This window comes from Pantoea sp. R13S299, from assembly GCF_048515925.1.
In the GTDB taxonomy this organism is placed as follows: Bacteria; Pseudomonadota; Gammaproteobacteria; order Enterobacterales; family Enterobacteriaceae; genus Pantoea.
The window spans coordinates 224,297-249,409 of record NZ_JBLYEF010000002.1 but is presented as its reverse complement, the minus strand read 5'-3'; the positions used below and the strand labels follow the sequence as shown (position 1 = coordinate 249,409).

General features: G+C 58.5%; 19 protein-coding genes. 6 read left to right on the top strand and 13 right to left on the bottom strand.

Annotation, left to right across the window (positions count from 1 at the left end; genetic code table 11):
* Nucleotides 1-8: 8 nt before the first annotated feature.
* Genes ACN1CO_RS12150 through ACN1CO_RS12140 form a run of 3 tightly spaced genes read right to left on the bottom strand, consistent with a single transcriptional unit; the run spans nucleotide 9 to nucleotide 1,419 of the window.
* Complete coding sequence (locus ACN1CO_RS12150; protein WP_419139161.1) at nucleotides 9-530, bottom strand: hypothetical protein; 522 nt, start codon at nucleotides 528-530, stop codon at nucleotides 9-11.
* Entirely contained in the window at nucleotides 527-889 is a 363-nt protein-coding gene (locus ACN1CO_RS12145) for a tlde1 domain-containing protein (protein ID WP_419139160.1), read from the bottom strand. Before ACN1CO_RS12145 ends, ACN1CO_RS12150 begins: the two co-directional genes overlap by 4 nt.
* 50 nt (nucleotides 890-939) lie before the next feature.
* Nucleotides 940-1,419: an Hcp family type VI secretion system effector gene (locus tag ACN1CO_RS12140; protein ID WP_419139159.1), complete on the bottom strand. Its 480-nt coding sequence runs from the start codon at nucleotides 1,417-1,419 to the stop codon at nucleotides 940-942.
* A gap of 306 nt (nucleotides 1,420-1,725) precedes the next feature.
* On the opposite strand from ACN1CO_RS12140, the gene ACN1CO_RS12135 reads away from it, so the two are divergent.
* Entirely contained in the window at nucleotides 1,726-2,226 is a 501-nt protein-coding gene (locus tag ACN1CO_RS12135) for a GNAT family N-acetyltransferase (RefSeq protein ID WP_419139158.1), read from the top strand.
* Nucleotides 2,227-2,261: 35 nt separating this feature from the next.
* On the opposite strand, the gene miaE is transcribed toward ACN1CO_RS12135, so the two are convergent.
* Together miaE and rraB are read right to left on the bottom strand one after the other, a co-directional pair.
* Complete coding sequence (miaE, locus tag ACN1CO_RS12130) at nucleotides 2,262-3,023, bottom strand: tRNA isopentenyl-2-thiomethyl-A-37 hydroxylase MiaE (protein WP_419139157.1); 762 nt, start codon at nucleotides 3,021-3,023, stop codon at nucleotides 2,262-2,264.
* A gap of 54 nt (nucleotides 3,024-3,077) precedes the next feature.
* Nucleotides 3,078-3,500 carry a ribonuclease E inhibitor RraB gene (gene rraB, locus ACN1CO_RS12125; RefSeq protein WP_419139156.1) on the bottom strand — a complete coding sequence of 141 codons (423 nt, stop codon included), beginning with the start codon at nucleotides 3,498-3,500 and terminating at the stop codon, nucleotides 3,078-3,080.
* Nucleotides 3,501-3,660: 160 nt separating this feature from the next.
* Here rraB and argF point away from each other — a divergent pair, with 160 nt between their 5' ends.
* From argF to ridA, 4 genes are all read left to right on the top strand, one after another.
* Nucleotides 3,661-4,668: an ornithine carbamoyltransferase gene (argF, locus tag ACN1CO_RS12120; protein ID WP_419139155.1), complete on the top strand. Its 1,008-nt coding sequence runs from the start codon at nucleotides 3,661-3,663 to the stop codon at nucleotides 4,666-4,668.
* Nucleotides 4,669-4,903: 235 nt separating this feature from the next.
* Entirely contained in the window at nucleotides 4,904-5,839 is a 936-nt protein-coding gene (gene pyrB / locus ACN1CO_RS12115; protein ID WP_419139154.1) for an aspartate carbamoyltransferase, read from the top strand.
* 11 nt (nucleotides 5,840-5,850) lie between these two features.
* Nucleotides 5,851-6,315, top strand: a complete 465-nt coding sequence (gene pyrI, locus ACN1CO_RS12110; RefSeq protein WP_010251684.1) for an aspartate carbamoyltransferase regulatory subunit — start codon at nucleotides 5,851-5,853, stop codon at nucleotides 6,313-6,315.
* Between the two features lie 72 nt (nucleotides 6,316-6,387).
* The gene (gene ridA / locus ACN1CO_RS12105; protein WP_283548043.1) at nucleotides 6,388-6,774 is read left to right on the top strand and encodes a 2-iminobutanoate/2-iminopropanoate deaminase; all 387 of its coding nucleotides are present in this window, start codon (nucleotides 6,388-6,390) and stop codon (nucleotides 6,772-6,774) included.
* Between the two features lie 76 nt (nucleotides 6,775-6,850).
* Here ridA and lplT read toward each other — a convergent pair whose 3' ends face one another.
* The 8 genes from lplT to ACN1CO_RS12065 all read right to left on the bottom strand — a co-directional run bounded on the left by lplT (nucleotide 6,851) and on the right by ACN1CO_RS12065 (nucleotide 23,913).
* Nucleotides 6,851-8,041, bottom strand: coding sequence for a lysophospholipid transporter LplT (lplT, locus tag ACN1CO_RS12100; RefSeq protein ID WP_419139153.1), 1,191 nt, complete (start codon nucleotides 8,039-8,041; stop codon nucleotides 6,851-6,853).
* Nucleotides 8,038-10,188, bottom strand: a complete 2,151-nt coding sequence (aas, locus tag ACN1CO_RS12095; protein ID WP_419139152.1) for a bifunctional acyl-ACP--phospholipid O-acyltransferase/long-chain-fatty-acid--ACP ligase — start codon at nucleotides 10,186-10,188, stop codon at nucleotides 8,038-8,040. Before aas ends, lplT begins: the two co-directional genes overlap by 4 nt.
* A gap of 90 nt (nucleotides 10,189-10,278) precedes the next feature.
* Nucleotides 10,279-11,667, bottom strand: coding sequence for an efflux transporter outer membrane subunit (locus ACN1CO_RS12090; RefSeq protein WP_419139151.1), 1,389 nt, complete (start codon nucleotides 11,665-11,667; stop codon nucleotides 10,279-10,281).
* 3 nt (nucleotides 11,668-11,670) lie between these two features.
* The gene (locus ACN1CO_RS12085; protein WP_419139150.1) at nucleotides 11,671-14,772 is read right to left on the bottom strand and encodes an efflux RND transporter permease subunit; all 3,102 of its coding nucleotides are present in this window, start codon (nucleotides 14,770-14,772) and stop codon (nucleotides 11,671-11,673) included.
* A complete protein-coding gene (locus tag ACN1CO_RS12080; protein WP_419139149.1) occupies nucleotides 14,769-17,990 on the bottom strand; it encodes an efflux RND transporter permease subunit in 3,222 nt (1,073 codons plus the stop codon). The genes ACN1CO_RS12085 and ACN1CO_RS12080 overlap by 4 nt, the downstream gene beginning before the upstream one ends.
* Nucleotides 17,987-19,195, bottom strand: coding sequence for an MdtA/MuxA family multidrug efflux RND transporter periplasmic adaptor subunit (locus tag ACN1CO_RS12075; protein ID WP_419139148.1), 1,209 nt, complete (start codon nucleotides 19,193-19,195; stop codon nucleotides 17,987-17,989). The genes ACN1CO_RS12080 and ACN1CO_RS12075 overlap by 4 nt, the downstream gene beginning before the upstream one ends.
* 426 nt (nucleotides 19,196-19,621) lie before the next feature.
* Nucleotides 19,622-21,361, bottom strand: a complete 1,740-nt coding sequence (locus ACN1CO_RS12070; RefSeq protein ID WP_419139147.1) for a penicillin-binding transpeptidase domain-containing protein — start codon at nucleotides 21,359-21,361, stop codon at nucleotides 19,622-19,624.
* Between the two features lie 278 nt (nucleotides 21,362-21,639).
* On the bottom strand, nucleotides 21,640-23,913 hold the full coding sequence (locus tag ACN1CO_RS12065) for a molybdopterin guanine dinucleotide-containing S/N-oxide reductase (RefSeq protein WP_419139146.1): 2,274 nt from the start codon (nucleotides 23,911-23,913) through the stop codon (nucleotides 21,640-21,642).
* A 190-nt stretch (nucleotides 23,914-24,103) separates the two neighbouring features.
* Between ACN1CO_RS12065 and galR the strand changes: the two genes are divergently transcribed.
* On the top strand, nucleotides 24,104-25,105 hold the full coding sequence (gene galR / locus ACN1CO_RS12060) for an HTH-type transcriptional regulator GalR (RefSeq protein WP_179897412.1): 1,002 nt from the start codon (nucleotides 24,104-24,106) through the stop codon (nucleotides 25,103-25,105).
* Nucleotides 25,106-25,113: the final 8 nt, after the last annotated feature.

The following is a 25,113-nucleotide window of genomic DNA, read 5'->3' as shown; positions in this document are numbered from 1 at the left end:
TTTTTATATCATTTCTGCGATGATACCCTTCCCAGCCTTGTTTCAGCAGCAAGATGATCATGACTCCTTTCCAGTACAGCCAGGCAACTTTTTTTCCGGTCACTTTGTGATGCTAAATTAATAAGCGCCGCGCGGGTTTTTAAAAAGTATGTTTCTGTTTCATCCGGAGTGGGCTCAATAAATGGCATGCCACATAGCTTATTAACATTGTCTTGATTAACATATTTCAATACCGATTCAGGATTTTCAGGTAAGGCAGACGCCATGGCAATGTCTAAACCTTCCTGAAAAGAGGTTGCACCTAAGAAGGGTGATTGATTAAGTATGGGATAAAATTCAATCCAGCGTGTTCGGCCCTGAGAGAGATATTCAGTTATCCTGTCAAAATCAGTATCTGAGAGTGAACTGCTGTCGTTATTGCGGGATGCCGTAATCACTTTATCTGATAAACATTGCTCTGCAGATTTAACCCCCCTTGACGAGCAGGATACGGAAAATAAAGTTAATACCACGATAATAAGCCATTTCATTTCACAATTAACTCCCGGTCGCCACTGTCTGCGATACTCTTTCTGACATTAAAAGAGGCGACAATACAACCATTCGATGCGGTACCAAAACCATTATCTCCATGGATAAGAAATCCGGAACGACCACACATATCGTTGCCCGCATAAGGTGTCAGACGCAGAACAAATCGGCCGGCGGTAGGATGCTTTGCCATAGGGCTGCCAATCTTATACTTACCTGATGGTAAAGGGCCCTTGTTCACCTCACATGCTAATGCAGGATCGTCTTTGTATCCCTCAGCACCGGCATATAACGCATCGAATTTGTAGACACCATTTCGTGTAAAAGATCGCTTTCTCACGTCATAAACCCACGTCATAGCTGCTCCTTAAAATGACGCACATAAGTGCTGCGCCATTGATAGTTGAACTAAGTGCGTTCCTTCCATGAATCTGAGTGTTGAATATTGCCATCGCAGTACTTCCAGGTGATTTTGTCGTAGCGCAGTGTCACTGACTCAAGATGGTTCATGTTCTCAATCGATTTAATGTTATGCATAAGCGGATTAACCGAAACGACTTTCACCCCTTCAATGAACATATTGAAGTACTCTTCTTCCTGACCAGCATGGTTAATGCGATACCATTTTATTTCCGCTGATTTTAGGGTTTGCCCGGAAGAGACTGCTTTGTAGAGATAAGGACTGGATGAGTCGAATTCTTTTTCGAATTCTAATGCACTGTGAACACGCTTTCCTGTAAGTTTACCCGTGTGGGCATCAACCGGTATGCTCAAACCATGCATGAAACTTAGCACTTCTATACTTCCTTCCCTATGTTGAACATCAACTGACCCTTTAATATCTGCACCGCCATCATCTTTAAGCCAAAGATAAGCTGGAATTGCCATGAAGTTAATCCTTTAATTAGCATTAAAGACCTTAACTTACAGCAGTAACATTCATGAATTTTGATTCATATCAAACAAGGCAACCACAATTAATTAAAATTAAACCAACTTACCAAGGCCGCGCAGGGAAAGTTATTTATTATTAATGAATAGAGTAAAGATAAAAGATGAAATATATTTTCAAGTCACTTTGAAAAAAAACCAATGCGGTTTAGACCGGTTTGGATTATCAGCAATATTGCTTTTACATGACGATAATGTTACTTCTGGTATATGTCCAACCGATTTGCATAATCCAATCCCAACATGATTTCTGACTCTCAGCACCTCCAGGTGCGGCCGATTACTGCCGCCGATAATCCGCATATTGCCCAGGTGATCCGTGATGTTTCTGCGGAGTTCGGCCTGACGGCTGACAAGGGCTATACCGTTTCCGATCCGCAGCTCGACCAGCTGTTTGAGCTGTACAGTGCCGAACAGAGCGCCTACTGGATTGTTGAGTATCAGGGCAAGGTGGTGGGTGGCGGCGGTGTTGCGCCTCTCGCCTGCAGCGCGCCCGATATTTGCGAACTGCAAAAGATGTACTTTCTGCCCGAGGTGCGCGGTCAGGGTCTGGCGCGCGAACTGGCGCTGCGGGCGATGGAACATGCTCGCGGCCATGGCTTTCGTCGCTGCTATCTGGAAACTACCGCCAGCCTGACGCGGGCCATTAAACTGTATGAGTCGCTGGGCTTTGAGCATATCGACAGCGCGATGGGCTGCACCGGCCATGTCGACTGCGAAGTGCGGATGCTGAAATTACTGTGACAATCGGGGCTGGCAGCCCCGCTGATATGATCGAATCAAAACGCTGGCACGCCGCTGTGAAAGCGTAATTCGTTGTCAGGCTCGCTGATAAGCCGCCCTTCTGTTACCCCAATCGCCTGTACCCGTGGCGCGATATCTTTACCGGCAATCTGCGCCGCCAGCGTTAAATAGTCCTGATAATGCCGCGCCTCTGAGCGCAGCAGCGACAGATAGAACTTCGCCAGCTCCTCATCAAGATACGGTGCCAGACTGGCGAAACGTTCGCAGGAGCGCGCCTCGATGTAAGCGCCACAGATCAGCTTATCCACCAGCGTTTCCGGCTCATGCGTGGTCACTTCACGCAGCAGCGATTTGGCATAGCGGCTGGCGGTGATCTTCTGATAAACCAGTCCGCGCGACTGCATAATTTCCCACACCTGATAGAAGTGATGCAGCTCCTCTTTAATCAGCAGCACCATCTTCTCCACCAGCTCATCCGCCCACGGCAGCGTATTACGCACGATAATGCGTTTCGTCAGGCTCTTATGGGCGTTGATAAAGTCGCTGTCGCCATCTTCGCGGAAGATAAAATCTTCATAGGGTTTCAGCCACGCCAGAATGGCGTCGCCGCTGGGTTTGTCAGCCACATATTTGCGGATCAGCCACACTGCGGTCTGCGCGGCTTTTAGCTCGCACACCAGATGGTCGGTTAACAGCAGGGTCAGATTTTCCGGTTTGCGCGCCTCATCAATCCAGGCCTGTGGCGTGCGGCAGTGCAGAAACTGATAGATCGGTTCGAGTAAGGGTGCGTAGTTCATGATGTCAAAAGGCGTGGCAGAAGTGACAGGCGGAGAACTCTCCGCCCCGGCTACTTAGTGGCGAATACCATCATCGTCTTTATCTTCGGTGGTGTCGTCATCTTCGTCTTCATCTTCGGCATCAGGATCTTCAAAATAGGTGCCCCAGCCGTCGTAATCGACGTTGTATTTACCAATCAGGTTCACCAGCTGCTCAACCTGTACATCGATCAGTTCAGGCTTCAGCGCAGATTCGCTGATGATATCGACGCACATAACGGTGGTGCCATCTTCCAGCTCCAGCTCTTCCGGCTCGGTCACTTCATAACCTAGCTTGAAGGCGTCAACCGCGGCTTTTTCCAGCGAATCAAAATTATTGCATGAGAGATGGTGTTCGATGGTGTAGAGCGCATCAGGATCGCTGCCATCCTCCAGCAGCTCTTCGATAATCAGCCGCGTCTCTTCCTGCTGCTCTTCCAGTAATGCTTCATATGCCATGACGATGTCCTCTCTGAGTTCGGCAATAATCACTTATTTTCCCACACTGCCTGTCGCGCCACTACACAAAACGAAAAGTTTATTAGCCTTGTACTTGAAAATGCATATTCATACGGTTAAATTGAATTTTAATTCATTTTGATGATTACCGGAGTGTTGTATGAGTCAGCTGTATCAGCGCCATTTCCTCAGGCTTCTGGATTTTACCCCCGCCGAAATTGATCACCTGCTCTCCCTTTCCGCTGAATTAAAACAGGCTAAAAAAAGCGCCAGCGAAGTGCAGTATCTGAAAGGTAAAAACATCGCGCTCATCTTCGAAAAAGACTCGACCCGTACCCGATGCTCTTTCGAAGTTGCCGCTTATGATCAGGGTGCAAACGTCACTTATCTGGGGCCGAGTGGCAGTCAGATTGGCCATAAAGAGTCGATGCGCGACACTGCGCGGGTACTGGGCCGGATGTACGATGGCATTCAGTATCGCGGTTACGGTCAGGAACTGGTGGAGACGCTGGCGGAACACGCCGGTGTGCCAGTGTGGAACGGCCTGACCACCGAGTTTCACCCGACCCAGCTGCTGGCCGACCTGCTGACCATGCAGGAGCATCTGCCGGGCAAAAAGCTCAGCGAGATGACGCTGGTCTATGTTGGCGATGCGCGCAACAACATGGGTAACACCATGCTCGAAGCCGCCGCCCAGGTGGGTCTGGATCTGCGTCTGGTGGCACCGAAGAGCTGCTGGCCAGAAGAAGAACTGGTGGCGCAGTGCCGCGCAGCCGCGCAGCAGACCGGCGGTAAAATCACCCTCACCGAAAATATTGCCGATGGCGTGAAAGGCGCTGACTTTATCTACACCGATGTCTGGGTGTCGATGGGCGAAGCCAAAGAAGTCTGGGCCGAACGTATCGCCCTGCTGCGTGACTATCAGGTTAACCGGGCCATGCTCGATCTGACCGGCAACCCTCAGGTTAAATTCCTGCACTGCCTGCCCGCTTTCCATGACGATCAGACCACACTGGGCCAGCAGATGGCAGAACAGTACGATCTGCCCAACGGCATGGAAGTGAGCAACGAAGTGTTTGAGTCGCCGCACAGCATTGTGTTCGACCAGGCCGAGAACCGGATGCACACCATTAAAGCGGTGATGGTCGCTACGCTGGGCCAGCGCTGACCGATCCGCTACAGAGGCGCAAACGTTTTCCTCTTGCTGCTCCCCCGCGAACGGGTATAATGCGGCCCAATTTGCCGGAGGAAATATGCTACAGCTCAGCGCACAATTTGACGCTCAATCACGCCTGACCGCAGGCGGTGCTGTTGTTTCTTTCGGTCATCGACCCGATCTTAAAAAAGCCCCTTAAGCAGGGGCTTTTTTTTGTCCGCAATCCGGCCGCGCAGAGGAGAAAGCTATGCCTAACCCGCTATATCGCAAGCACATTATTTCAATCAACGACCTTAGTCGTGAAGAGCTGGAACTGGCACTGGACACCGCCGCTACGCTTAAAGCCCATCCGCAGCCGGAACTGCTGAAGCACAAGGTGATCGCCAGCTGCTTCTTTGAGGCCTCGACCCGAACCCGCCTGTCGTTTGAAACCGCGATTCATCGTCTTGGCGCGTCAGCGGTGGGTTTTGCGGACGGCAGTAATACCTCGCTGGGAAAGAAAGGCGAAACCCTGGCCGACACCATTTCAGTGATCAGTACCTACGTCGATGCAATCGTGATGCGTCATCCGCAGGAAGGCGCGGCGCGGCTGGCGACCGAGTTCTCCGGCGGTATCCCGATTCTCAACGCCGGTGACGGCGCGAACCAGCATCCGACGCAGACGCTGCTCGATCTCTTCACCATTCAGGAGACGCAGGGCCGCCTTAGTCAGCTGAACGTGGCGATGGTCGGCGACCTGAAGTATGGCCGTACGGTGCACTCTCTGACGCAGGCTCTGGCGAAGTTTGATGGCAACCGCTTCTTCTTCATCGCACCCGATGCGCTGGCGATGCCGGCTTACATCACCGACATGCTGGATGAGAAGAATATCGCCTGGTCACGGCATGACAGCTTTGAAGAGGTGATGCCGCAGCTCGATATCCTCTACATGACGCGGGTGCAAAAAGAGCGGCTCGATCCGTCCGAATATGCCAATGTCAAAGCGCAGTTCATTCTGCGCGCCGCCGATCTCAGTACGGCGCGCGACAACATGAAGGTGCTGCACCCGTTGCCGCGCATCGACGAGATCACGACCGATGTCGATAAAACCCCTTACGCCTGGTATTTCCAGCAGGCGGGTAACGGCATCTATGCACGCCAGGCTCTGCTGGCTCTGGTTTTAAACAGCGAACTCGCCCTGTAAGGAGAACCCCCATGACGCAGGACAACAAATTGCAGGTCGAAGCGATCAAACGCGGCACGGTCATCGACCATATTCCGGCGCAGATCGGCTTTAAATTGCTCTCCCTGTTCCGGCTGACCGAAACCGATCAGCGCATTACCATCGGTCTGAATCTGCCCTCGGGCGAGATGGGCCGCAAAGATCTGATCAAGATTGAGAACACCTTTCTCACCGACGATCAGGTGAATCAGCTGGCGGTCTATGCGCCCCATGCCACGGTTAACCGCATCGACGATTATGAAGTGGTGGCGAAGATCGCCCCGACGCTGCCGGATCACGTTGAACGGGTGCTGACCTGCCCCAACAGCAACTGCATCAGCCGCAGCGAGCCGGTCTTCTCCAGCTTTGCCGTGAAGCAGCGCGCCGACGATGTGCATCTGAAGTGCAAATATTGCGAGAAAGAGTTCGCCCGGCATGTGGTGCTGGGTCACTGGTAATCGCCCTGCCCGACCCTATAATGGGCAGCACCGGCGGCATCGCCGCCTGACGACATAATCAAAGGAGCAATGATGTCTCGTGAAATCAGTACTGCAAAAGCCCCTGCCGCTATCGGTCCCTACGTTCAGGGTGTCGATCTGGGCAGCATGATCATTACTTCGGGTCAGATTCCGGTCGATCCGGCGACCGGCCAGGTGGCAGATGACGTTGCCGCACAGGCGCGTCAGTCACTGGAAAATGTGAAAGCGATTGTTGAAGCCGCGGGTCTGAAGGTTGGCGACATCGTGAAGACCACGGTGTTTGTGAAGGATTTAAATGATTTCGCCACGGTCAACGCGACGTATGAGGCGTTTTTCACCGAGCATGAAGCTAACTTCCCGGCGCGTTCGTGTGTCGAAGTGGCGCGTCTGCCAAAAGATGTGAAAATCGAAATCGAAGCGATTGCCATTCGCCGCTAACCGGCGTTGATAACGTCCGCTGTGAAAGCGTACGCGCGCCTCTCTCCACCGATGCCGGAGAGAGGCGGTGAATCACTTACCGCTTAGCCGGTCGCCACAGCCACAGCACCGTAATTGCCAGCGCAAACAGCACGCCAAAGCCGACGCCCGTCGCCACCGCAGGTGCTCCCGCCTTAATCGCCAGCGTATAGAGTCCCAGCATGATCAGCATGGCGCTGTTCTCACCCAGATTCTGCACCGCAATCGCATTGCCTGAACCGACGCTCTCTTTACCCCGCGCCTGCAGCAGCGCATTCAGCGGCACGACAAAGAAGCCGCCCAGCGCACCAATCAGCATCAGCACTAAATACGCATTCATCAGGGAGTGCTGCAGCGCGAAGACCACCACCATTACGCCAATCAGCACGCCAGCTGGCATACAGCGACGCACGGTCTCCAGCGTCACCAGCTTCGCCGCTGCTGCCGCGCCAATCACGATGCCGATCGCCACCATGGCATTCAGCGTGGTTGGCGTGGTGTTGTCATGGATGCCCAGCGCCACCGGCACCCAGAGCACCAGCAGGAAACGCAGCGTCACGCCCGCACCCCAGAACAGACTGGTGCCGAGCAGCGAGAAGCGCGTCTCTGCGTCACGCCACAGCAGCGTGGCGGCACTGAAGAAGCTGCGCGTCATCACGCCGAACTGCCAGCTCTGACCGGGACGTGCCGCCTGCAGTTTCGGGATAAACAGGTTCGCAACCACGGCAATGCCGTAGGTCAGCGCACAGATCCCCAGCGCCGCCAGAATATGCCAGTCGGCCAGCATCCCGCCGGCCACCGAACCCAGAAGAATAGCGGCGATGGTCGATGCCTCCATCAGCCCGTTGGCTTTCACCAGCTTTTCGCCGTGGGTGATTTCACCAAGGATGCCATATTTGGCCGGAGAATAGGCCGCTGCGCCTGCGCCCACCAGGGTATAGCCGACGAAGGGATTGAAGCCGAAGCAGATCACCAGCGCGCCGAGCAGCTTCAGGCTGTTGGCGAGCATCATCACCCGCCCTTTCGCCATGCTGTCCGCTACCTGACCGACAAAAGGCGCCAGCAGAATATAGGCCGCGACAAACAGCATCTGTAATACCGGCTGGCTCCACTCGGGATAGAACTGGCTTTTCAGTACCGCCAGCGTGGCAAACAGCAGCGCGTTATCGCCAAAAGCCGAAAAGAACTGGGCGATAATCACGGCAATCATGCCGCGCGACATCAGCGGCGCATTACGATCAAGGCTCATGCCTGCTCCTCTTCCGCCATTTTTTTCAGCGTGACGTAATCAGGTTTACCACTGCCCAGCTGCGGCAGCTGCTTCATGACACGGATGTCACGCGGCAGTGCCAGCTCTGGCGCACCCAGCTCGCGGGCCGCTTTCTGCAACCTGTCGCGCGCCAGCTCAGCATCAGTGGTGAACAGCACCAGTGCCTCACCGCGCTGCCCATCCGGGCGCAGCGACGCCGCGTGTTGTTTGTCCGGCGACGCTTTGAGGGCGATCTGCTCGACGATCTCCAGCGACACCATCTCACCGGCGATCTTCGCAAAGCGTTTGGCACGTCCCTGAATCTGGCAGAAACCGCCTTCATCAAAGCTGACGATATCACCGGTGTCATACCAGCCCGCTTCCAGATTGCCTTCACCATCGTCGGCGACCGGCGCTTCCAGCACGCCAGGATTCTCCACGCGCAGATAGCCCTTCATCACGTTCGGCCCGCGCAGTTGCAGACGTCCGCCGTGCTCGATGCCCGGCACCGACATCAGGCGCGAATCCATGCCCGGCAGAATGCGTCCCACGGTGTGCGTCTTCGCCGCCATCGGTACGTTAATCGCCACGACCGGCGCGCACTCGGTTACGCCGTAGCCTTCGAGAATGCGAATGCCATATTTCTCGATGTAGAGCTGACGGGTGTTCTCCTGCAGTTTCTCCGCACCGGCAACCACATAGCGCAGACGGGCAAAATCATAGGGTGCGGCAAAGCGCGCGTAGTTACCCAGGAAGGTTGAGGTGCCAAACAGCACGGTGCAGTTACGGTCATAGACCAGCTCCGGCACGATGCGATAGTGCAGCGGGCTGGGATAGAGGAAGACCTGGGCGCCGGTCATCAGCGGCGTGAACAGCCCGACGGTGAGACCAAACGCATGGAACAGCGGCAGCGCCGACATGAAGCGGTCGCGCGGCGTGAAGTCGGCGATGGTGCGGATCTGCTCGACGTTCGCCAGCAGGCTTTTATGGGAATGCACCACGCCTTTAGGATTGCCTTCAGAGCCGGAGGTAAACAGCACCATCGCGGCGTCTTCCGGCTGCTGAGGCAACTGGGCGCGATGCGGCATCAGCAGATGGGCGAGGATCCATAGCTTGTCTTTGCCGGTGACGGTATCTTTCAAATCTTCCAGGTAGATCCACTGCACATCGTCCAGCCCCTGCGGCAGATGCCACAGGTTGCCTTTGTCCAGGAACTGCCGCGAAGTGAAGACGGTTTTGATCTGTGCGGCGGTCAGTGCTGCCCGCATGCCGTTAACGCCCGCGCTGTAGTTGAGCATGGCCGGAACGCGCCCGCGCAGGGTGGCCCCGAAAATCGCTGCCGCCGTCACGGTGGTATTCGGCAGCAGCAGCCCCACCACTTCACGCGGCTGGCTGTAGCGCTCCAGAATACGGCCCACGCCGAGCGACTTTTTCAGCAGTCCGTTGTAGCTGTCAGGCTTGAAATTCACATCTTCGATGCAGCGTTTAAACGCGCCATAACGGGTACGTGCTGCCAGAAACGCCTCAAACAGGGTTTCACGCGGACGCACCGCCATCCGTGCTTCCATCATCACATGATGCAGATGCTCACCGGCCAGCACGCGCCGATCGCGCGCCCGTTTCGCCTCTGGCATCGGAATGCGGGTGGCGGGCAGAACGGTCAGGGTGATGCGCGGGAACAGGCGACGTTTAAACACGCCCGCCAGACGACCAAACGGCGTGTATTCAGCGCCTTCGATACGCATCGGCACCACATTAGCGCCTGAACGCGCCGCGACAAAGCCCGCCCCGCTGTAGATTTTCATCAGCGAGCCAGTGACGGTAATGCGTCCTTCCGGGAAGATCACCACCGGACGGCCTGTGTCGATCAGCCTGACCAGCTGCTTCAGTGCCATAGGCCGGGTCGGATCCAGCGGCACAAAGTCGATAAAGGGTTTCGCCAGACGCATAAACCAGCTTTCGCTGATGGTCGAGTAGACGGCAAACACCGGCCTGATCGGCAGAAACAGCGCCAGCAGCATGCCGTCCAGAAACGACATATGGTTCGGTGTAATCAAAACCTTCTGCTTATGCAGTTCGGCGACGTCGCCCCGCAGTTCGACCCGCCATAACAGGCGAAATAACAGGCGTAATAATTTGAAAGCCATGCCGGTTCCTTAGCATCGTGAAAATTAGCCCCTCACGATGCAGGATTTGACGCAGTTCGACAACCGAATTATCGGTAACCTGACGCCGCCTCAGGGAGCCTGCCAGCCTCCGCCGAGTGCGGCAATCAGCGCCACGCTGCTGACCCACTGCGTGCTCTGCAACGTCAGCAAACTCTGCTGCGCACTCAGGCTGCTGTTCTCTGTCGTCGCCACATCCAGGTAAGTAATCATGCCCGACTCATACTGCAGACGCGTCACCCGTGCCGAAGTCTGCGCCGCGTCGGTGGCGCGCTGCTGCGCGGCAATCTCGCCCTGCAGCGTGTTCAGCTCCACCAGCTTATCTTCCACCTCCTGCATCGCGGTCAGCACCGTCTGACGATAGGTGGCGACGCTGGCATCCCAGCTCGCCCGCGCCTGATCGACTTTCGCAGAGGTCGCACCCGCATCAAGCAGTGTGCCGCTCAGCTCCGGCCCCAGCGACCAGACGCGGTTCGGCAGCGAGAACAGCGAATGCAGCACGGAAGCGCTGACGCCCCCGCTGGCGCTCAGGGTCAGGTCGGGATAGTAACTGGCCACCGCCACACCCACCGCGGCATTGGCGGCGGCCATGTTGCGTTCGGCGTAGGCAATGTCGGGACGGCGCTGCAACAGCTCGGCCGGCAGGCCCGCCGGAATTGCGGGCAGCGTGGCCGTCAGCGGCGCGGCGGTCAGGCTGAAGTCGGCGGGGGCTTTGCCGACCAGTAGTGCTATGGCGTGCTCCATCTGCGCGCGCTGCCACTGATAATCCTGCGCCGAGGCGCTGGCGCTCTCCAGCTGCAACTGCGCCTGGGCCAGCGTGGCACGCGACGCGGTGCCCGCCTGATACTGGCTGTTAATGACTTTCAGGTAGCGCTGATACGCGTCAACGCTCTGCTGATAGAGCGCGATTTTCTGATCCATGATGCGCAGCTGGAAATAGTCCTGTGCCAGCTCAGACTGGGCGCTCAGGGTGATGTTGGCCAGTTCTGCCGCGCTGGCCGAGGCACTGGCGCGGTTCTCCTCCAGCGTTCGCCGCAGTTTGCCCCACAGATCCAGCTCCCAGCTGGCACTCAGATCCGCCTGATGGCTGCTGCTGGTAGTACGAACGCTGCTATTGGTTGCATGGCTGCCGCTGCGCGTTACGCTGCCGTCATAGCCCAGCGAGGGAAACAGCGACGCGCGTGACTCTGCCGCCAGTGCCTGCGCCTGCCGGTACTGCGCGGCATAGGTTGCCACGTTCTGATTCGACACGCTGACCTGGCTCAGCAGCCCGCCTAGCGTGGCGTCATGATAGACCGTCCACCATTCGCCTTTGCTTAGCGCATCCAGCGGCGTCGCCTGCTGCCAGCCCCGGGCCTCTTTATAGTGAACCGGCATTGCCACCGCCGGGCGCTGATAGTCGGGACCGACGCTACAGCCAGCCAGCAGCAGCAGCACAATAAACGTGGTAAGAGATTTCATCGTTCAGGATTCCGCATGGCGCAGACGACGCCATTGACGTTGAGTGGTACGGCCCAGACGATCGAGCCAAAGATAAACAACCGGCGTGGTAAACAGCGTCAGCAGCTGGCTCAGCGCCAGTCCGCCCGCGATAGCGATCCCCAATGGGCTGCGCAGGTCGGCATCACCGCCGCTGCCCAGCGCCAGCGGCAACGCGCCGAAGAAGGCGGCCAGTGTGGTCATCATGATGGGCCGGAAGCGCATCAGGCACGCCTGGGTGATTGCCTGCTGCGGCGACATGCCCAGCCGCCGCTCCGCGTCGATGGCGAAATCGATCATCATGATGGCGTTCTTTTTCACGATGCCGATCAGCAGGATGATGCCAATCAGCGCGATCACCGTGAGCTGCGTGTTAGTCAGCAGCAGCAGTAACATCGCCCCGACGCCCGCTGACGGCAGGGTCGAGAGAATGGTCAGCGGATGGATGTAGCTCTCATAGAGCACGCCGAGCACGATATAGACCGCCGCCAGCGCCGCCAGAATCAGCCACGGCATGGTGGCAGTGAGCTGTGAAAAGGCAGCCGCGGTACCGGCAAAACCGGCATGAATAGTCGATGGCAGGCCCAGCTTCGCCATCGCCTGTTTAATCAGCAACTGCGCCTGCTCCAGCGAGACGCCATCGTTGAGGTTAAATGCCACCGTGCTGGTGGCCGACTGGCCCTGATGCGCCACCGACAACGGTGCATTGCCGCCGCTGAAGCGGGTAAAGGCGGAGAGCGGCACGCGGTCACCGCTGTCGTTAATTACATAGAGCTGCTGCAGCGTCTCCGGATTGGCGGTATCGCTGTCCTGCAGCGACATCACCACGTGATACTGATTCAGGGTGTGATAGAGCGTAGCGATCTGCCGCTGACTGAACGCATTGTTCAGCAGCGTATCCAGCATTTTCACATTAACGCCCAGCCGGGTGGCGCGGTCACGGTCAATCGTCAGTTCTACCTCCTGGCCGCCGGTCTGCGAGTCGGAATCCACGCTGTTAAGCTGGGGAATAGCCGCCAGCGCCGCCTGCACTTTCGGCGTCCAGACCCGCAGCAACTCCAGATCGTCTGCCTGCAGGCTGTACTGATACGTCGCGTTAGCGCTGCGTCCGCCAATGTGCAGATCCTGCGCCGCCATCAGGAACATCTGCGCCCCGGCGATGTGGCTGGTTTTGCGCGTCAGCCGGTTGGCCACCTCAGTAGCCGTGGCATCGCGCTGGTCAAAATCTTTAAGTCGTACAAAGAAGTTGGCGCTGTTGCGGGAGCCAAACATCCCGCTGCCCATCGACGACATCACGCTCTCGACCGCCGGGTCTTCCTGAATGATCTTCGTGAACATCAGCATTTTCGGCTTCATCGCCTGGAATGAGATGTTCTGATCGGCGCGCAGTGCGCCCATCAGCAGCCCGGTGTCCTGATTGGGGAAGAAGCCCTTCTGCACCACGGTGAAGAGAAAAACATTGAGCAGCACGGTCAGCAGCAGGCTGAGCAGCGTCAGTTTCTGATGGCGCATCACCCAGGCCAGCCCGCGTGCGTACGCGGCCAGCAGGCGATTCAGCTGGTTTTCAATGAACTGATAAAGCGGATGCGGCCGCTGACTGACGGGCGGCCTGGGTTTCAGCAGGCGCGCGCAGAGCATTGGCGTCAGGCTGAGTGAGACAAACAGCGAGATCAGCAGCGACACGGTGAGCGTCACCGCAAACTCGCGGAACAGCCGCCCGACAATGCTGCCCATCAGCAGGATCGGGATGAATACCGCAATCAGCGATACGGTCATCGACAGCACGGTGAAGCTCACCTCCTGCGCCCCGCGCAGCGCCGCCCGCAGCGGGCTGAGTCCGCGCTCAATGTGCCGGGTAATGTTCTCCAGCACCACAATTGCATCATCCACCACGAAGCCGGTGGAGATAATCAGCGCCATCAGCGACAGATTATCCAGGCTGTAGCCCAGCAGGTACATCACCGCGCAGGTGCCGATCAGCGACACCGGCAGCGCCAGCGCCGGGATGATCACTGCCTGCAGATTGCGCAGGAAAATAAACACGACCGCGATTACCAGCAGCACCGCGATCAGCAGCGTCTCTTCGGTGTCATACAGCGAGGCGCGCACGCCGGGCGAACGGTCAACCACCACTTTCAGCTGGCTGTCAGCGGGCAGGCTCTTTTCCAGCAGCGGCAGCTGCGCTTTGATCGCATCGATGGTTTCGAGCATATTGGCGCCCGCCTGACGTTTAATGCCGATCATCACCGCAGGCGTGGCATTGAGGAATCCCGCCTGATAGCGATCTTCCACCGAGTCATAGACCGTGGCGACGTCGCGCAGCCGTACCGCCTTGCCCTGCTGATACGTGATGATCAGATCACGGTAGCTGGCGGCCTTCTCCAGCTGGCCGTTGCTGTCCACCAGCCACGACTGGTCACTGCTCTGCAAAATCCCCTTAGGCAGATTGGTGGTGCTGTTGGCGACGGCGGCGCGCACCGTCTCCAGCGAGATGCCGTATTGAGTCAGCTTCAGCGGCTGCAGATCGATGCGCACCGCCGGTAAGGCGCTGCCCATCAGCGACACTTCTCCCACGCCCTGCACCTGGCCCATCGCCTGTTCGATCTTGCTCTCCGCCAGATCATAAAGCTCGCCGGGCGTGCGGGTAGCGGAGGTCAGCGCCAGCATCACAATCGGCGCATCTGACGGGTTGGCTTTGCGGTAAGTTGGAAGCGAGGCCATTGCGCTCGGCAGCAGGCTGCGCGACGCGTTGATCGCCGCCTGCACGTCGCGCGCCGCGCCGTTGATATCGCGGTCCAGCTCAAACTGCAGGATGACCGTGCTGGATCCCTGCGAACTGCTGGAAGTCATTTCGGTGATACCGGCAATCTGCCCCAGCGAACGTTCCAGCGGCGTGGCGACGGTAGCGGCCATGGTTTCCGGGCTGGCTCCCGCCAGGCTGGCGCTGACCATGATGGTCGGGAAATCGACCTGCGGCAGCGGAGCCACCGGCAACAGCCGGTAGCCCAGCGCGCCGAGCAGCAGGATCGCCAGCGTCAGCAGCAGCGTCGCCACCGGACGAAAGATAAACAGTCGGGTCAGATTCATTGCCCGCTCCGCGCCTGCTGCTGACGGCGTTTCACCCAGGCATTGCCGCGCTGTGCCAGCCCATCAAACAGCAGGTAGATCACCGGCGTGGAGAAGAGCGTCAGCACCTGACTGACAATCAGCCCGCCGACAATCACCAGTCCCAGCGGCTGCCGCAGCTCTGCGCCCGAGCCGGAGGCCAGCATCAGCGGCAGCGCGCCGAGTAGCGCCGCCATGGTCGTCATCAGGATCGGACGGAAGCGCAGCAGGCAGGCCTGATGAATTGCGTCACGCGCGCTGAGGTGCTGCTTATGTTCCGCCTCCAGCGCGAAGTCGATCATCATGATGGCGTTCTTTTTCACGATGCCGATCAGCAGGATGACGCCAATCAGCGCAATCAGGCTGAACTCCGTGCCTGCCAGCAACAGCGTCAGCAGCGCGCCTACCGCCGCCGAGGGCAGCGTAGAGAGAATCGTCACCGGATGGATAAAGCTTTCGTAGAGAATGCCGAGCACCACGTACATGGTGATCAGCGCCGCCAGAATCAGCCACAGCGTGTTGCCCGTGGCGCTCTGGAACGCCGAGGTTTCCCCCTGATAACGCAGCGTGGTGCTCTCCGGCAGGTGTAGCTGCTGCCGCACGTCGGCGATCGCCCGCTGTCCATCCTCCAGCGAATAGCCCGGATTAAGGTTGAAGGAGATCATCACCGCCGGAAACTGATTCAGCCGCATGTGCATCAGCGAGCCGGTGCGCTGATGAATAGTGGCGATGGCGGTGAGTTTCACCATCCCGCTGCGGGTGGATGTCGTGTCAGAAGCGGTGGTGGACGTCGACGTTGATGAAGACGTGGATGTTGATGACGAAGACGTGGATGAGGTCGTGCTGGTGGATGACGACGAGCTGCTGCTGGAAGAGGGCTGCAGATAAACATCATCAAACGACGCCGGACCCTGCTGCCAGGCCGGAGCCACTTCCAGCACCACCCGATACTGATTCGACTGGGTGAAAATCGTCGAGACCAGCCGCTGACCAAACGCGTTATAGAGCGCGGTGTCCACGTCCGACGCAGTAATGCCGAGGCGCGCCGCTTTGTCGCGGTTCAGCTCCACGTAAGAGACGCGCCCCTGATCCTGCAGGTTACTTACCACGCCATTAAATTCGGGCCGCTGCTGCAACGCCGCCACCAGCTTCGGCGTCTCGCTGACCAGATTTTCACTGTCGGCGTCGTCGAGGGTGAACTGATACTGACTCGGCGAGACCTGGTCGTTGACGGTAAGATCCTGCGCTGGTTGCAGATAGAGCCGGATACCTGGCACATCGTTGGTCGCCTGTTTCAGCTGGCTGATCACCTCGCTGGCGCTGAGATCGCGGGAGCCAAACGGCTTGAGGTTAATCTGCAGCCGTCCGCTGTTGAGGCTGGTGTTGGTGCCGTCGATGCCGATTGTCGATGAAACGCTCTCCACCGCCGGGTTTTTCAGGATCAGCGCTGAGAGCGCCTGTTGCCGCGTCGCCATTGCTTTAAACGAGACATCCTGGGAGGCGACGGTAATGCCCTGAATCAGCCCGGTATCCTGGGTCGGGAAGAAGCCTTTCGGCACCATCATGTAGAGCAGCGCCGTCAGTCCGAAGGTCGCCAGCGCCACCAGCAGCGTCAGTTTCTGATGGTTCAGCACCACGGTCAGCAGCCGGTCATAGCCGCGCACCAGGCTATCAAAGAGTTCGCCGCCCTTGCGGGCAAAGGTTGACTGCTGCTCGGGCGGAATATGGCGCAGCAGGTACGCGCACAGCATCGGTGTCAGGGTCAGCGACACCCCCATTGACACCAGAATCGCCACCGCCAGGGTAATCGCAAACTCCCGGAACAGTCGCCCGACCACATCGCCCATAAACAGCAGCGGGATCAGCACCGCAATCAGCGAAAAGGTCAGCGAGATAATGGTGAAGCCAATCTGCTGTGAGCCTTTCAGCGCCGCCTCCATCGGTGACTCGCCCTGCTCCAGCCGCCGTGAAATATTCTCGACCACTACGATGGCGTCATCAATGACAAAACCGGTGGCAATGGTCAGCGCCATCAGCGACAGGTTATTCAGGCTAAAGCCCGCCAGATACATCACGCCAAAGGTGCCGACGAGCGACAGCGGCACCGCCACGCTCGGGATCAGCGTGGCGGCGACATTGCGCAGGAACAGGAAGGTCACCATCACCACCAGCGCAATCGACAGCATCAGCTCAAACTGAACGTCGCTGATCGAGGCGCGAATGGTCTGGGTGCGATCGGAGAGAATCGTCATCTTCACCCCGTCCGGCAGCGCCGCCTGCAGCGTGGGGAGCTGCGCCTTGATGTTGTCCACCACCTGAATCACGTTCGCACCCGGCTGACGCTGCACGCTGATCACAATGGCGGGCTGGTTGTTAGCCCACGCCGACTGGAAGCTGTTCTCCGCGCCCTGTTCGATATGGGCGATATCTTTCAGGCGCAGCGCCGCGCCATTTTCATAGGTGAGGATCAGGTTGCCGTACTCTTCGGCGGTGCGCAGCTGATCGTTGGCATCGATAGTGACCGAATGATATTTGCCGTCAAAGCCGCCTTTGGAGCCATTGACGTTGCTGTTGCCAATCAGCGTATTCACCGCCTCCAGCGTCAGATGATGCGCCGCCAGCGCCTGAGGATTCATCTGCACCCGAATCGCGGGCTGATGTCCGCCCGCCAGCGTCACCATCCCGACGCCGGAAATCTGCGACAGCTTCAGCGCCACCCGGGTATTAACCAGGTCCTGCACCTCGGTCAGCGGCAGCGTGCTGGAGCTGGCCGCCAGCGTCACCACCGCGCTGTCCGCCGGATTGACCTTTTTATAGGTCGGCGGATTGGGCAGATCGTCGGGCAGCAGGTTATTCGCCGCATTGATCGCCGCCTGCACCTCCTGCTCGGCGACATCCAGCGACAGATCGAGGCTGAACTTCAGGGTAATGATCGACGAGCCGCTGGCGCTGGTGGAACTCATTTGACTCAGCCCCGCCATCTGCCCTAACTGGCGCTCCAGCGGCGACGTGACTGACGACGCCATGACATCCGGGCTGGCTCCCGGATAGAGGGTAGTGACCTGAATGGTCGGATAGTCGACCTGCGGCAGCGCCGAGGTGGACAGGAATTTATAGGCAAAAATACCGGAGATCAGCACGCCGACCATCAGCAGAATGGTGGCGACCGGACGCAGAATAAACAGGCGAGATGGGTTCATTTCGACACAGCACCGGCAGCAGGCGTCTCATCGGCCAGCGTGACTTTGCTGCCGCTGGTGAGGCGATCGATCCCTTCCGTCACCAGCCGATCGCCTGGCGAAACGCCGCTGAGGATCGCCTGCTGATCGTCGCCGAACGCGGGGCCGGTGGTAACCGCTTTGCGCGTGACGGTGTTGTCCTGATTAATCACGAAGACGAAGCTGCCGTCGCTGCTGAGCTGCAGCGCCTGGGCAGGGATCACCGTCGCGCCTTTCAGCACGCGGGTCTGCAGCCGCAGATTCACAAACTGGTTAGCAAACAGCGACTCATCCTGGTTGGCAAACACCGCCTTCAGCGCCACGGTACCGGTGGCGGTGTCGATCTGGTTGCTGATGAACTTCACTTCGCCGCTGGCGAGCTGATGCTGGTTGCCCTGATCGAACAGCGTGGCGGGCAGGCTCTGGCCCTGATGCAGCACGCTGACCAGTGCCGGAATGTTGCTCTGTGGCACGCTAAAGGTGACGGCGGCGGGCTGCATCTGGGTGATGATCACCAGGCCGGTGCTGCTCGAACTCTGAACCATGTTACCGGGATCGACCTGACGCAGACCGACGCGCCCGCTGATCGGGGCGGTAATGCGGGCATATTCAATGCTCAGCTTCGCACTGGCGATCTGCGCCTGATCGGCGGCGACCGCACCGCGATACTGCCCGACGGTGGCAATCTGGGTGTCCAGATCCTGACGCGCCAGCGCGTCCTGCGCCGCCAGTTTACGGTAGCGCGCCAGCGTCAGTTCGGCGCTGTTCAGCAGCGCCTGGTTTTCGCTGAGTTCGCCCTGATACTGATTCAGCGTCGCCTGATAGCTGCGCGGATCGATCTGCGCCAGCAGCTGCCCGGCGCTGACCTTCTGCCCTTCGGTAAAGAAAACCTGCTCAAGCTGGCCGTCAACGCGGCTGGTCACCGTCACGCTGGCGTTGGGGATCACCGTGCCGAGCGCATTGAGCCATACCGGCACATCCGCCGTGCTGGCAACCCCGCTGTGAACCAGCGTCGCCCCGCCGCCCATCATGCCATGCGCGCCATGCCTGCCCGGCGGCATCCCCTCGCCCGGCGCATGACCCGCCGTCAGCAGACGCCAGACAACGCCAGCGACAATCGCAACTACCAGCAACAGGAGCAGCCATTTAAGCCCAAAGGAACGACCGGGGCGAGAAAGGTGAGTCATCGTCAAACTCTTCAGATAAGCAGAAAAGGAAATCCCGGAACGAGCGGAATGCGGCAGTGAGAACCTGTAGCGACGAGCAAAAAAACGCCAGGCTTCACAACGGCCATTATCGGTGAAAGGCGACACGCCTTTCTATTGGCAAACTGTCAGGGTTTCGTTAAGAACGATGATGATTTAACGGCGGTTGATACAGCGGGAAAGGCGGGGCTGGCGAGCAGGCAAAAAAAACCCACGCATCTGCGTGGGTTGGTGTAATAACAGGGATCTCACTGCCGAAGCGGTGTTGTTTTCACACCCATCAATACCTCTGGGACTGCTATCCTCGCACTGATTAACTGCGCGGAGACAGCGGGAAAACGCAACCGAATTCGGGGAAGTGCAACGAGGTGTGAATATCCTTCACGCCTCGCTTACACTCTGATTTTTCTAAGATTTATCCGAAGGATTGGCCGGTGGCTTAGTGTAGATGGCGTCCGGCGCAATATTCATGTGTTTGAGAACCGGTCCCATGATATTGCCGAACACCGGTGCGGCGACCGAGCCACCGAAGTGATCGCCTGCCGTCGGATGGTTGATCATCACCACCAGCGCCACTTCAGGATGACTGGCGGGCGCGAGTCCGGCGGTGTAGTTGACGTAGCCGCCATCATACTTGCCGCTGGTGCCCATTTTTTCCGCTGTACCGGTTTTGGTTGCCAGACGATAGCCCGGCACCGCGGCTTTCAGGCCGGTTCCGCCTGGCAGGACATCACTCTCCAGCATATGCACCACCTCTTTCACCGTTTCCGGGTTGGCGACCTGCCGTCCCATTACCGGTGGCGTGACGCGGGTGATCGACAGCGGACGGTAAACGCCATAAGAACCGAGCGTGGCGTATTCACGGGCAATCTGCAGCGGCGTAACGCGCAGGCCATAGCCAAAGGAGAAGGTGGCCCGCTCAATGTCGGCCCAGCGGGTGCGATGTAGCGGGAAGTAGCCAACGCTTTCGCCGGTCAGCCCTAATCCGGTGGGTTTGCCCAGACCGAACGCCTGATAGGTGTTCACCAGCGCTTCGGCAGGCATCGCCAGCGCAAGGTGTGACACGCCGATGTCGCTCGATTTTTGCAGAATGCCGGTCATGGTCAGGCGCGGCCAGTGGCCGACGTCGCGGATCAGGTGGCCGTTAACGCTATAAGGCGTGGTATCGATCACCGAGTCCGGGCGCACCAGATGACGCTCCAGCGCTTCCATGACGACCAACGGCTTCACGGTCGATCCCGGCTCGTAGCTGTCGTTGATGGCCGAGTTACGCATCTGCGCCGGGGTAGCCCCTTCATAGTTGTTAGGGTTGAACGACGGATAGGAAGCCATCGCCAGAATCTCGCCGGTGTCGATTTTCACCAGCACGGCGGCACCTGAGTCCGCCTTGTTGATTAGTACGCCGTCGCGCAGTTTGCTGTAGAGCGTGTACTGATCATATTTGTCGATGCTGAGCTGTACCGTTGGCGGCTGAGTCGGCGGCTGATAGTTGATCATCGCGATGATGTTGCCCGCCGCATCCTGACGATAGACCTCTTTGCCCGGCTCGCCCTGCAGGACCTTATCAAAGCCTTTCTCCAGCCCGTTCAGCCCGACGTTATCCGCCCCGACGATACCGATGAGCGGCGCAGAGGCTTCACTCATCGGATAGAAACGGCTGTCGTCATAGACTTCACTGATGCCCTTCAGCTTCAGCTCTTTAATATCTTTGGCGATGCCCAGTTCGACTTTACGTCCCAGATAGAGGAAGCGACGTTTCGGGTTGGCGGTGATCTGCGCCGCCAGCTCTTCGGGACGGGTGTTCAGCGCCGCCGCAAGATAGGCCCATTTGGCACTGGTAAAATCGGGGTTGCTCTCGAGCACGCGCTGCGGATCCGCAATCACGTCGCGCGATGGCACGCTGAGCGCCAGGGCTTCGCCGTTGCGATCCAGCAGGGTGCCGCGGCTGGTCGGCAGTGTGACAGTACGCAGCGATCGCTGATCCGCTTCGTGCTCCAGCATCGGCTGATTCAGGAACTGCAGGTCCGCGACGCGCGCCAGCAGCACCACCAGACAGGTTGTGACACCCAGGCAGATCAGTCGAAAACGAAAAGGGTTGAACGGCGCTTTTATCTGGTCTTTTCCCAGTAGTTTTTTAATCCGGGGCATGGCATTCCGCTGCGCAAAATAAAGAGAAAGGGGCTGGTGCCAGCAGTTATAAAGAAAGCGCTGGCTGTATAACAGGAAAACTGTGTATCAGTTCGTTATCGGCGGCAGATTGCGGGCAAAAAAAACCTGCGCATCTGCGCAGGTTGGTGTAATCAAGAAAATCTATTGATGTTCACCCATCAATACCTCTGGGACCCTGAATGTAGCAAAGGGGATTGATCGGCTGCTATCTCTCAAACGCAACAGTTACCCGCAAAATGTAACCAGCCATGAGATCCTTACGCTATTGTGCAATCCTGATGTTTTTTGATTTCCACCAGGCAACTCATGGCGTTTGGCCCCTGCGTCAGCGACGACGTGCCGATGTCGAGCGTCAGTACGTTGGGGTTACCCGCACGGTCGTGCGGCTGCCACGCCTTGCCGAAACCGGGATCAAACCAGGCCCCGGTGGAGATAATCACTACGCCCTGCGTCACGCCCTCGGTGATGCGCACGCCCGCCAGCATTACGCCGCGTGCGTTGCTCACCTCTATCTCATCGCCCTCCACCAGCCCGCGCGCAGCCGCATCCTGCGGATGCATGTAGAGCGTTTCGTGTCCGGCGGTTTTATTGCCCTGCACCGTTTCGGTGGCATCCAGCTGGCTGTGTAACCGGTCGGAAGGCTGAATCGAGATCATGTGCAGCGGATAGTCGCGGCTGACCGGCGAGCCGAGCCACTCCTGCGGTTCACGCCACTCCGGATGACCGGCGAAATCGTCAAGCTGGTAGTCTGCAATGGTCTGGCTGAAAAGCTCAATTTTGCCGCTGGCAGTTTTAATTGGATTCGCCTGCGGATCGGCGCGGAACGCCTCCATAAACTGATACGGCTTGCCGCCTTCCGGGATTTCCACAAAGCCGCGCTGCCAGAATTCCTCAAACTCGGGGAAATCGATGCCTTTGCGCTGATGCGCGGTCGCACACTGCTGATAAAGATGCGCGATCCACTGCATCTCGTTGCGCCCTTCAGTGAAGGTGTCGCGATAGCCCAGGCGCTCCGCCAGGTCAGCAAAAATATCGAAGTCGTTGCGCGCCTGATGCTGCGGCTTAATCGCCTGATGCATCGCCAGCACAAAGCGGTCACGTGAGGAGCCGCCGATGTCGTTGCGCTCCAGCGTGGTGGTCGCGGGCAGCACGATGTCGGCCATCTGCGCAGCGGGCGTCCAGACGATATCCTGCACCACCACCGTATCGGGCCGCTGCCAGCCCTCTACCAGCCGGTTCAGCTGCTGGTGATGGTGGAACGGATTGCCGCCCGCCCAGTGCACCATGTGAATGTCGGGATAGTGCAGCGTTTCGCCCTGGAAGCGATATGGCTGGCCGGGATTAAGCAGCATGTCGCTGATGCGCGCCACCGGAATCGAAAGACCGGACGGATTCGGGCCGGTGCTCATCATCGGGGCCGGACCTTCCTGCCGTGGATTGCCGACGCTGTTCATCGAACCGTGACCAAAGGAGAATCCCGCACCCGGCAGGCCCGGCTGGCCGAGCATCGACGACAGCGCAATCATCATCCAGTAAGGCTGTTCGCCGCGATGGGCGCGCTGAACGGAATAAGAGCAGGTGATAAAGCTGCGCTTGCCGGTCAACTGCTGCGCCAGCTGCACAATACGGTCAGCCGGAATGCCGGTAATACGGCTGGCCCAGCCAGCGGTTTTCGCAACGCCGTCGGTTTCGCCCAGCAGATAGGCACGCAGCTGCGGCCAGCCGGTGCAGTGGCTGGCGAGAAACGCGTCGTCAACCGCACCGCGCTGGGTGATCTCATGACCCAGCGCCAGCATCAGCGCCACGTCGGTATTGGGGCGAATCGGGATCCACTCGGCGTTAACAAACTCCGGGCAGTCATCGCGCATCGGGCTGATGTTGATGACCGGCGTGCCTGTGGCCGCCAGCTGCATCAGCGCCGGTTTCAGGCTGTGCTGCCCTGCACCACCGGAGGCAACCTGGGCGTTTTTCAGCGCCAGCCCACCAAAGGCGACAAATATTTCGGCATGTTCCACCACCTGCGGCCATTCGGTGACGCGTCCGGTCAGCGGCATATAGGTGCCAATCACATAGGGCAGGAAGAACTGCGCGGCGCCCCAGCTGTAGTTACCCTGCTGATCGACGCCACCGCCGCCCTGAAAGTAGAAGCGACGAACCAGAGTGCGGGCGTGGTTGACGCGACCGGCCGATGACCAGCCGTAGGAGCCGTTGAAAATGCCCGACGCGCCATAGCGCTCGCGAACGCGGCGATTCTCTTCCGCCACCAGGTCCAGCGCGGTTTCCCAGTCGACGGCGACAAAATCTTCCCGGCCACGCAGCGTGCGGTCGCTCTTCTCACGTGACTTCAGCCACGAGCGGCGCACCATCGGCTGGCGAATGCGTTTGTCGGAATAGACCAGCTCGGGAATGGTGTGGATCATCGGTGACGGATCGGCATCGGCGAAGAAAGGTTCGCAGCCAATCAGGCGATCGTTTTCAGTGACGGCGGTAAAGGCGCCCCAGTGAGCCAGATGCGGCACTTTGGTTTTCATCGTTGTTTTTCACGGTAGCCAGGTGGGAGATTGAGCATAGCATGGGGCGACGGCTGAGCAGAAGATGTGCCTGCGGGTCCGGTTTTGCCCCTTTTTGCGACGACGCTGGCATTCTGTCGGGTTGATGTGTCCGCCCTTTTCCGTAACACTGATGCGATGTGTAAACGTTTTCCCCAAAGCAGGTCAACGCATGGCTACCATAAAGGATGTTGCGCGACTGGCGGGCGTTTCTGTCGCCACAGTCTCACGTGTAATCAATAATTCTCCCAAGGCCAGCGACAGCTCCCGACAGGCCGTAGGCCAGGCGATGGAGCAGCTTCAGTATCACCCGAATGCCAACGCACGCGCGCTGGCGCAGCAATCAACCGAAACGCTCGGCCTGATTGTCGGTGACGTCTCCGATCCCTTTTTCGGCGCGATGGTGAAAGCCGTGGATGAAGTGGCTGGCGACACCGGTAACTTTTTGCTGATTGGTAACGGTTACCATAATGAGCAAAAAGAGCGGCAGGCGATTGAACAGCTGATGCGACATCGCTGCGCGGCGCTGGTGGTTCACGCCAAGAAAATTCCCGACGCCGAACTGGAAGTGCTGATGAAGCAGGTGCCCGGGATGGTGTTGCTGAACCGGCTGATCAAAGGCTTTGAAAAGCGCTGTATTGCGCTCGACGATCGCTACGGCGCCTGGCTGGCGACCCGTCATCTGATCCAGCTCGGCCACCAGAATATCGCCTTTATCTGCTCGACCCACACGATCTCCGATGCCGAAGATCGTCTGCAGGGTTACTACGATGCGCTGAAAGAACACGGCCTGCCGTGCAGCGATCGACTGGTCACCTGGGGCGAACCGGATGAAGTCGGCGGTGAGCAGGCAATGACGGAACTGCTGGGGCGCGGCAAGAATTTCACCGCCGTCGCCTGCTACAACGACTCCATGGCGGCAGGCGCGCTGGCGGTGCTGAGCGATAACGGCGTTCGCGTGCCGGAAGAGATGTCGCTGATCGGCTTCGATGATGTGCTGGTGTCGCGCTATGTGCGACCGCGCCTCACCACCGTCCGCTATCCGATTGTCACCATGGCGCAGCAGGCGGCCCAGCTGGCACTGGCGCTGGCTAACGATCTGCCGCTGCCAGAAGTGACCCACATGTTCAGCCCGACGCTGGTGCGCCGCCATTCGGTCAGCGGCCCGGCCTGACGCAACGG

What these genes read in the sequence shown, in the direction of transcription:
- ACN1CO_RS12150 (WP_419139161.1), bottom strand. Translation starts at nt 530, where the DNA reads ATGAAATGGCTTATTATCGTGGTATTAACTTTATTTTCCGTATCCTGC.
- ACN1CO_RS12145 (WP_419139160.1), bottom strand. Translation starts at nt 889, where the DNA reads ATGACGTGGGTTTATGACGTGAGAAAGCGATCTTTTACACGAAATGGT.
- ACN1CO_RS12140 (WP_419139159.1), bottom strand. Translation starts at nt 1,419, where the DNA reads ATGGCAATTCCAGCTTATCTTTGGCTTAAAGATGATGGCGGTGCAGAT.
- ACN1CO_RS12135 (WP_419139158.1), top strand. Translation starts at nt 1,726, where the DNA reads ATGATTTCTGACTCTCAGCACCTCCAGGTGCGGCCGATTACTGCCGCC.
- miaE (WP_419139157.1), bottom strand. Translation starts at nt 3,023, where the DNA reads ATGAACTACGCACCCTTACTCGAACCGATCTATCAGTTTCTGCACTGC.
- rraB (WP_419139156.1), bottom strand. Translation starts at nt 3,500, where the DNA reads ATGGCATATGAAGCATTACTGGAAGAGCAGCAGGAAGAGACGCGGCTG.
- argF (WP_419139155.1), top strand. Translation starts at nt 3,661, where the DNA reads ATGAGTCAGCTGTATCAGCGCCATTTCCTCAGGCTTCTGGATTTTACC.
- pyrB (WP_419139154.1), top strand. Translation starts at nt 4,904, where the DNA reads ATGCCTAACCCGCTATATCGCAAGCACATTATTTCAATCAACGACCTT.
- pyrI (WP_010251684.1), top strand. Translation starts at nt 5,851, where the DNA reads ATGACGCAGGACAACAAATTGCAGGTCGAAGCGATCAAACGCGGCACG.
- ridA (WP_283548043.1), top strand. Translation starts at nt 6,388, where the DNA reads ATGTCTCGTGAAATCAGTACTGCAAAAGCCCCTGCCGCTATCGGTCCC.
- lplT (WP_419139153.1), bottom strand. Translation starts at nt 8,041, where the DNA reads ATGAGCCTTGATCGTAATGCGCCGCTGATGTCGCGCGGCATGATTGCC.
- aas (WP_419139152.1), bottom strand. Translation starts at nt 10,188, where the DNA reads ATGGCTTTCAAATTATTACGCCTGTTATTTCGCCTGTTATGGCGGGTC.
- ACN1CO_RS12090 (WP_419139151.1), bottom strand. Translation starts at nt 11,667, where the DNA reads ATGAAATCTCTTACCACGTTTATTGTGCTGCTGCTGCTGGCTGGCTGT.
- ACN1CO_RS12085 (WP_419139150.1), bottom strand. Translation starts at nt 14,772, where the DNA reads ATGAATCTGACCCGACTGTTTATCTTTCGTCCGGTGGCGACGCTGCTG.
- ACN1CO_RS12080 (WP_419139149.1), bottom strand. Translation starts at nt 17,990, where the DNA reads ATGAACCCATCTCGCCTGTTTATTCTGCGTCCGGTCGCCACCATTCTG.
- ACN1CO_RS12075 (WP_419139148.1), bottom strand. Translation starts at nt 19,195, where the DNA reads ATGACTCACCTTTCTCGCCCCGGTCGTTCCTTTGGGCTTAAATGGCTG.
- ACN1CO_RS12070 (WP_419139147.1), bottom strand. Translation starts at nt 21,361, where the DNA reads ATGCCCCGGATTAAAAAACTACTGGGAAAAGACCAGATAAAAGCGCCG.
- ACN1CO_RS12065 (WP_419139146.1), bottom strand. Translation starts at nt 23,913, where the DNA reads ATGAAAACCAAAGTGCCGCATCTGGCTCACTGGGGCGCCTTTACCGCC.
- galR (WP_179897412.1), top strand. Translation starts at nt 24,104, where the DNA reads ATGGCTACCATAAAGGATGTTGCGCGACTGGCGGGCGTTTCTGTCGCC.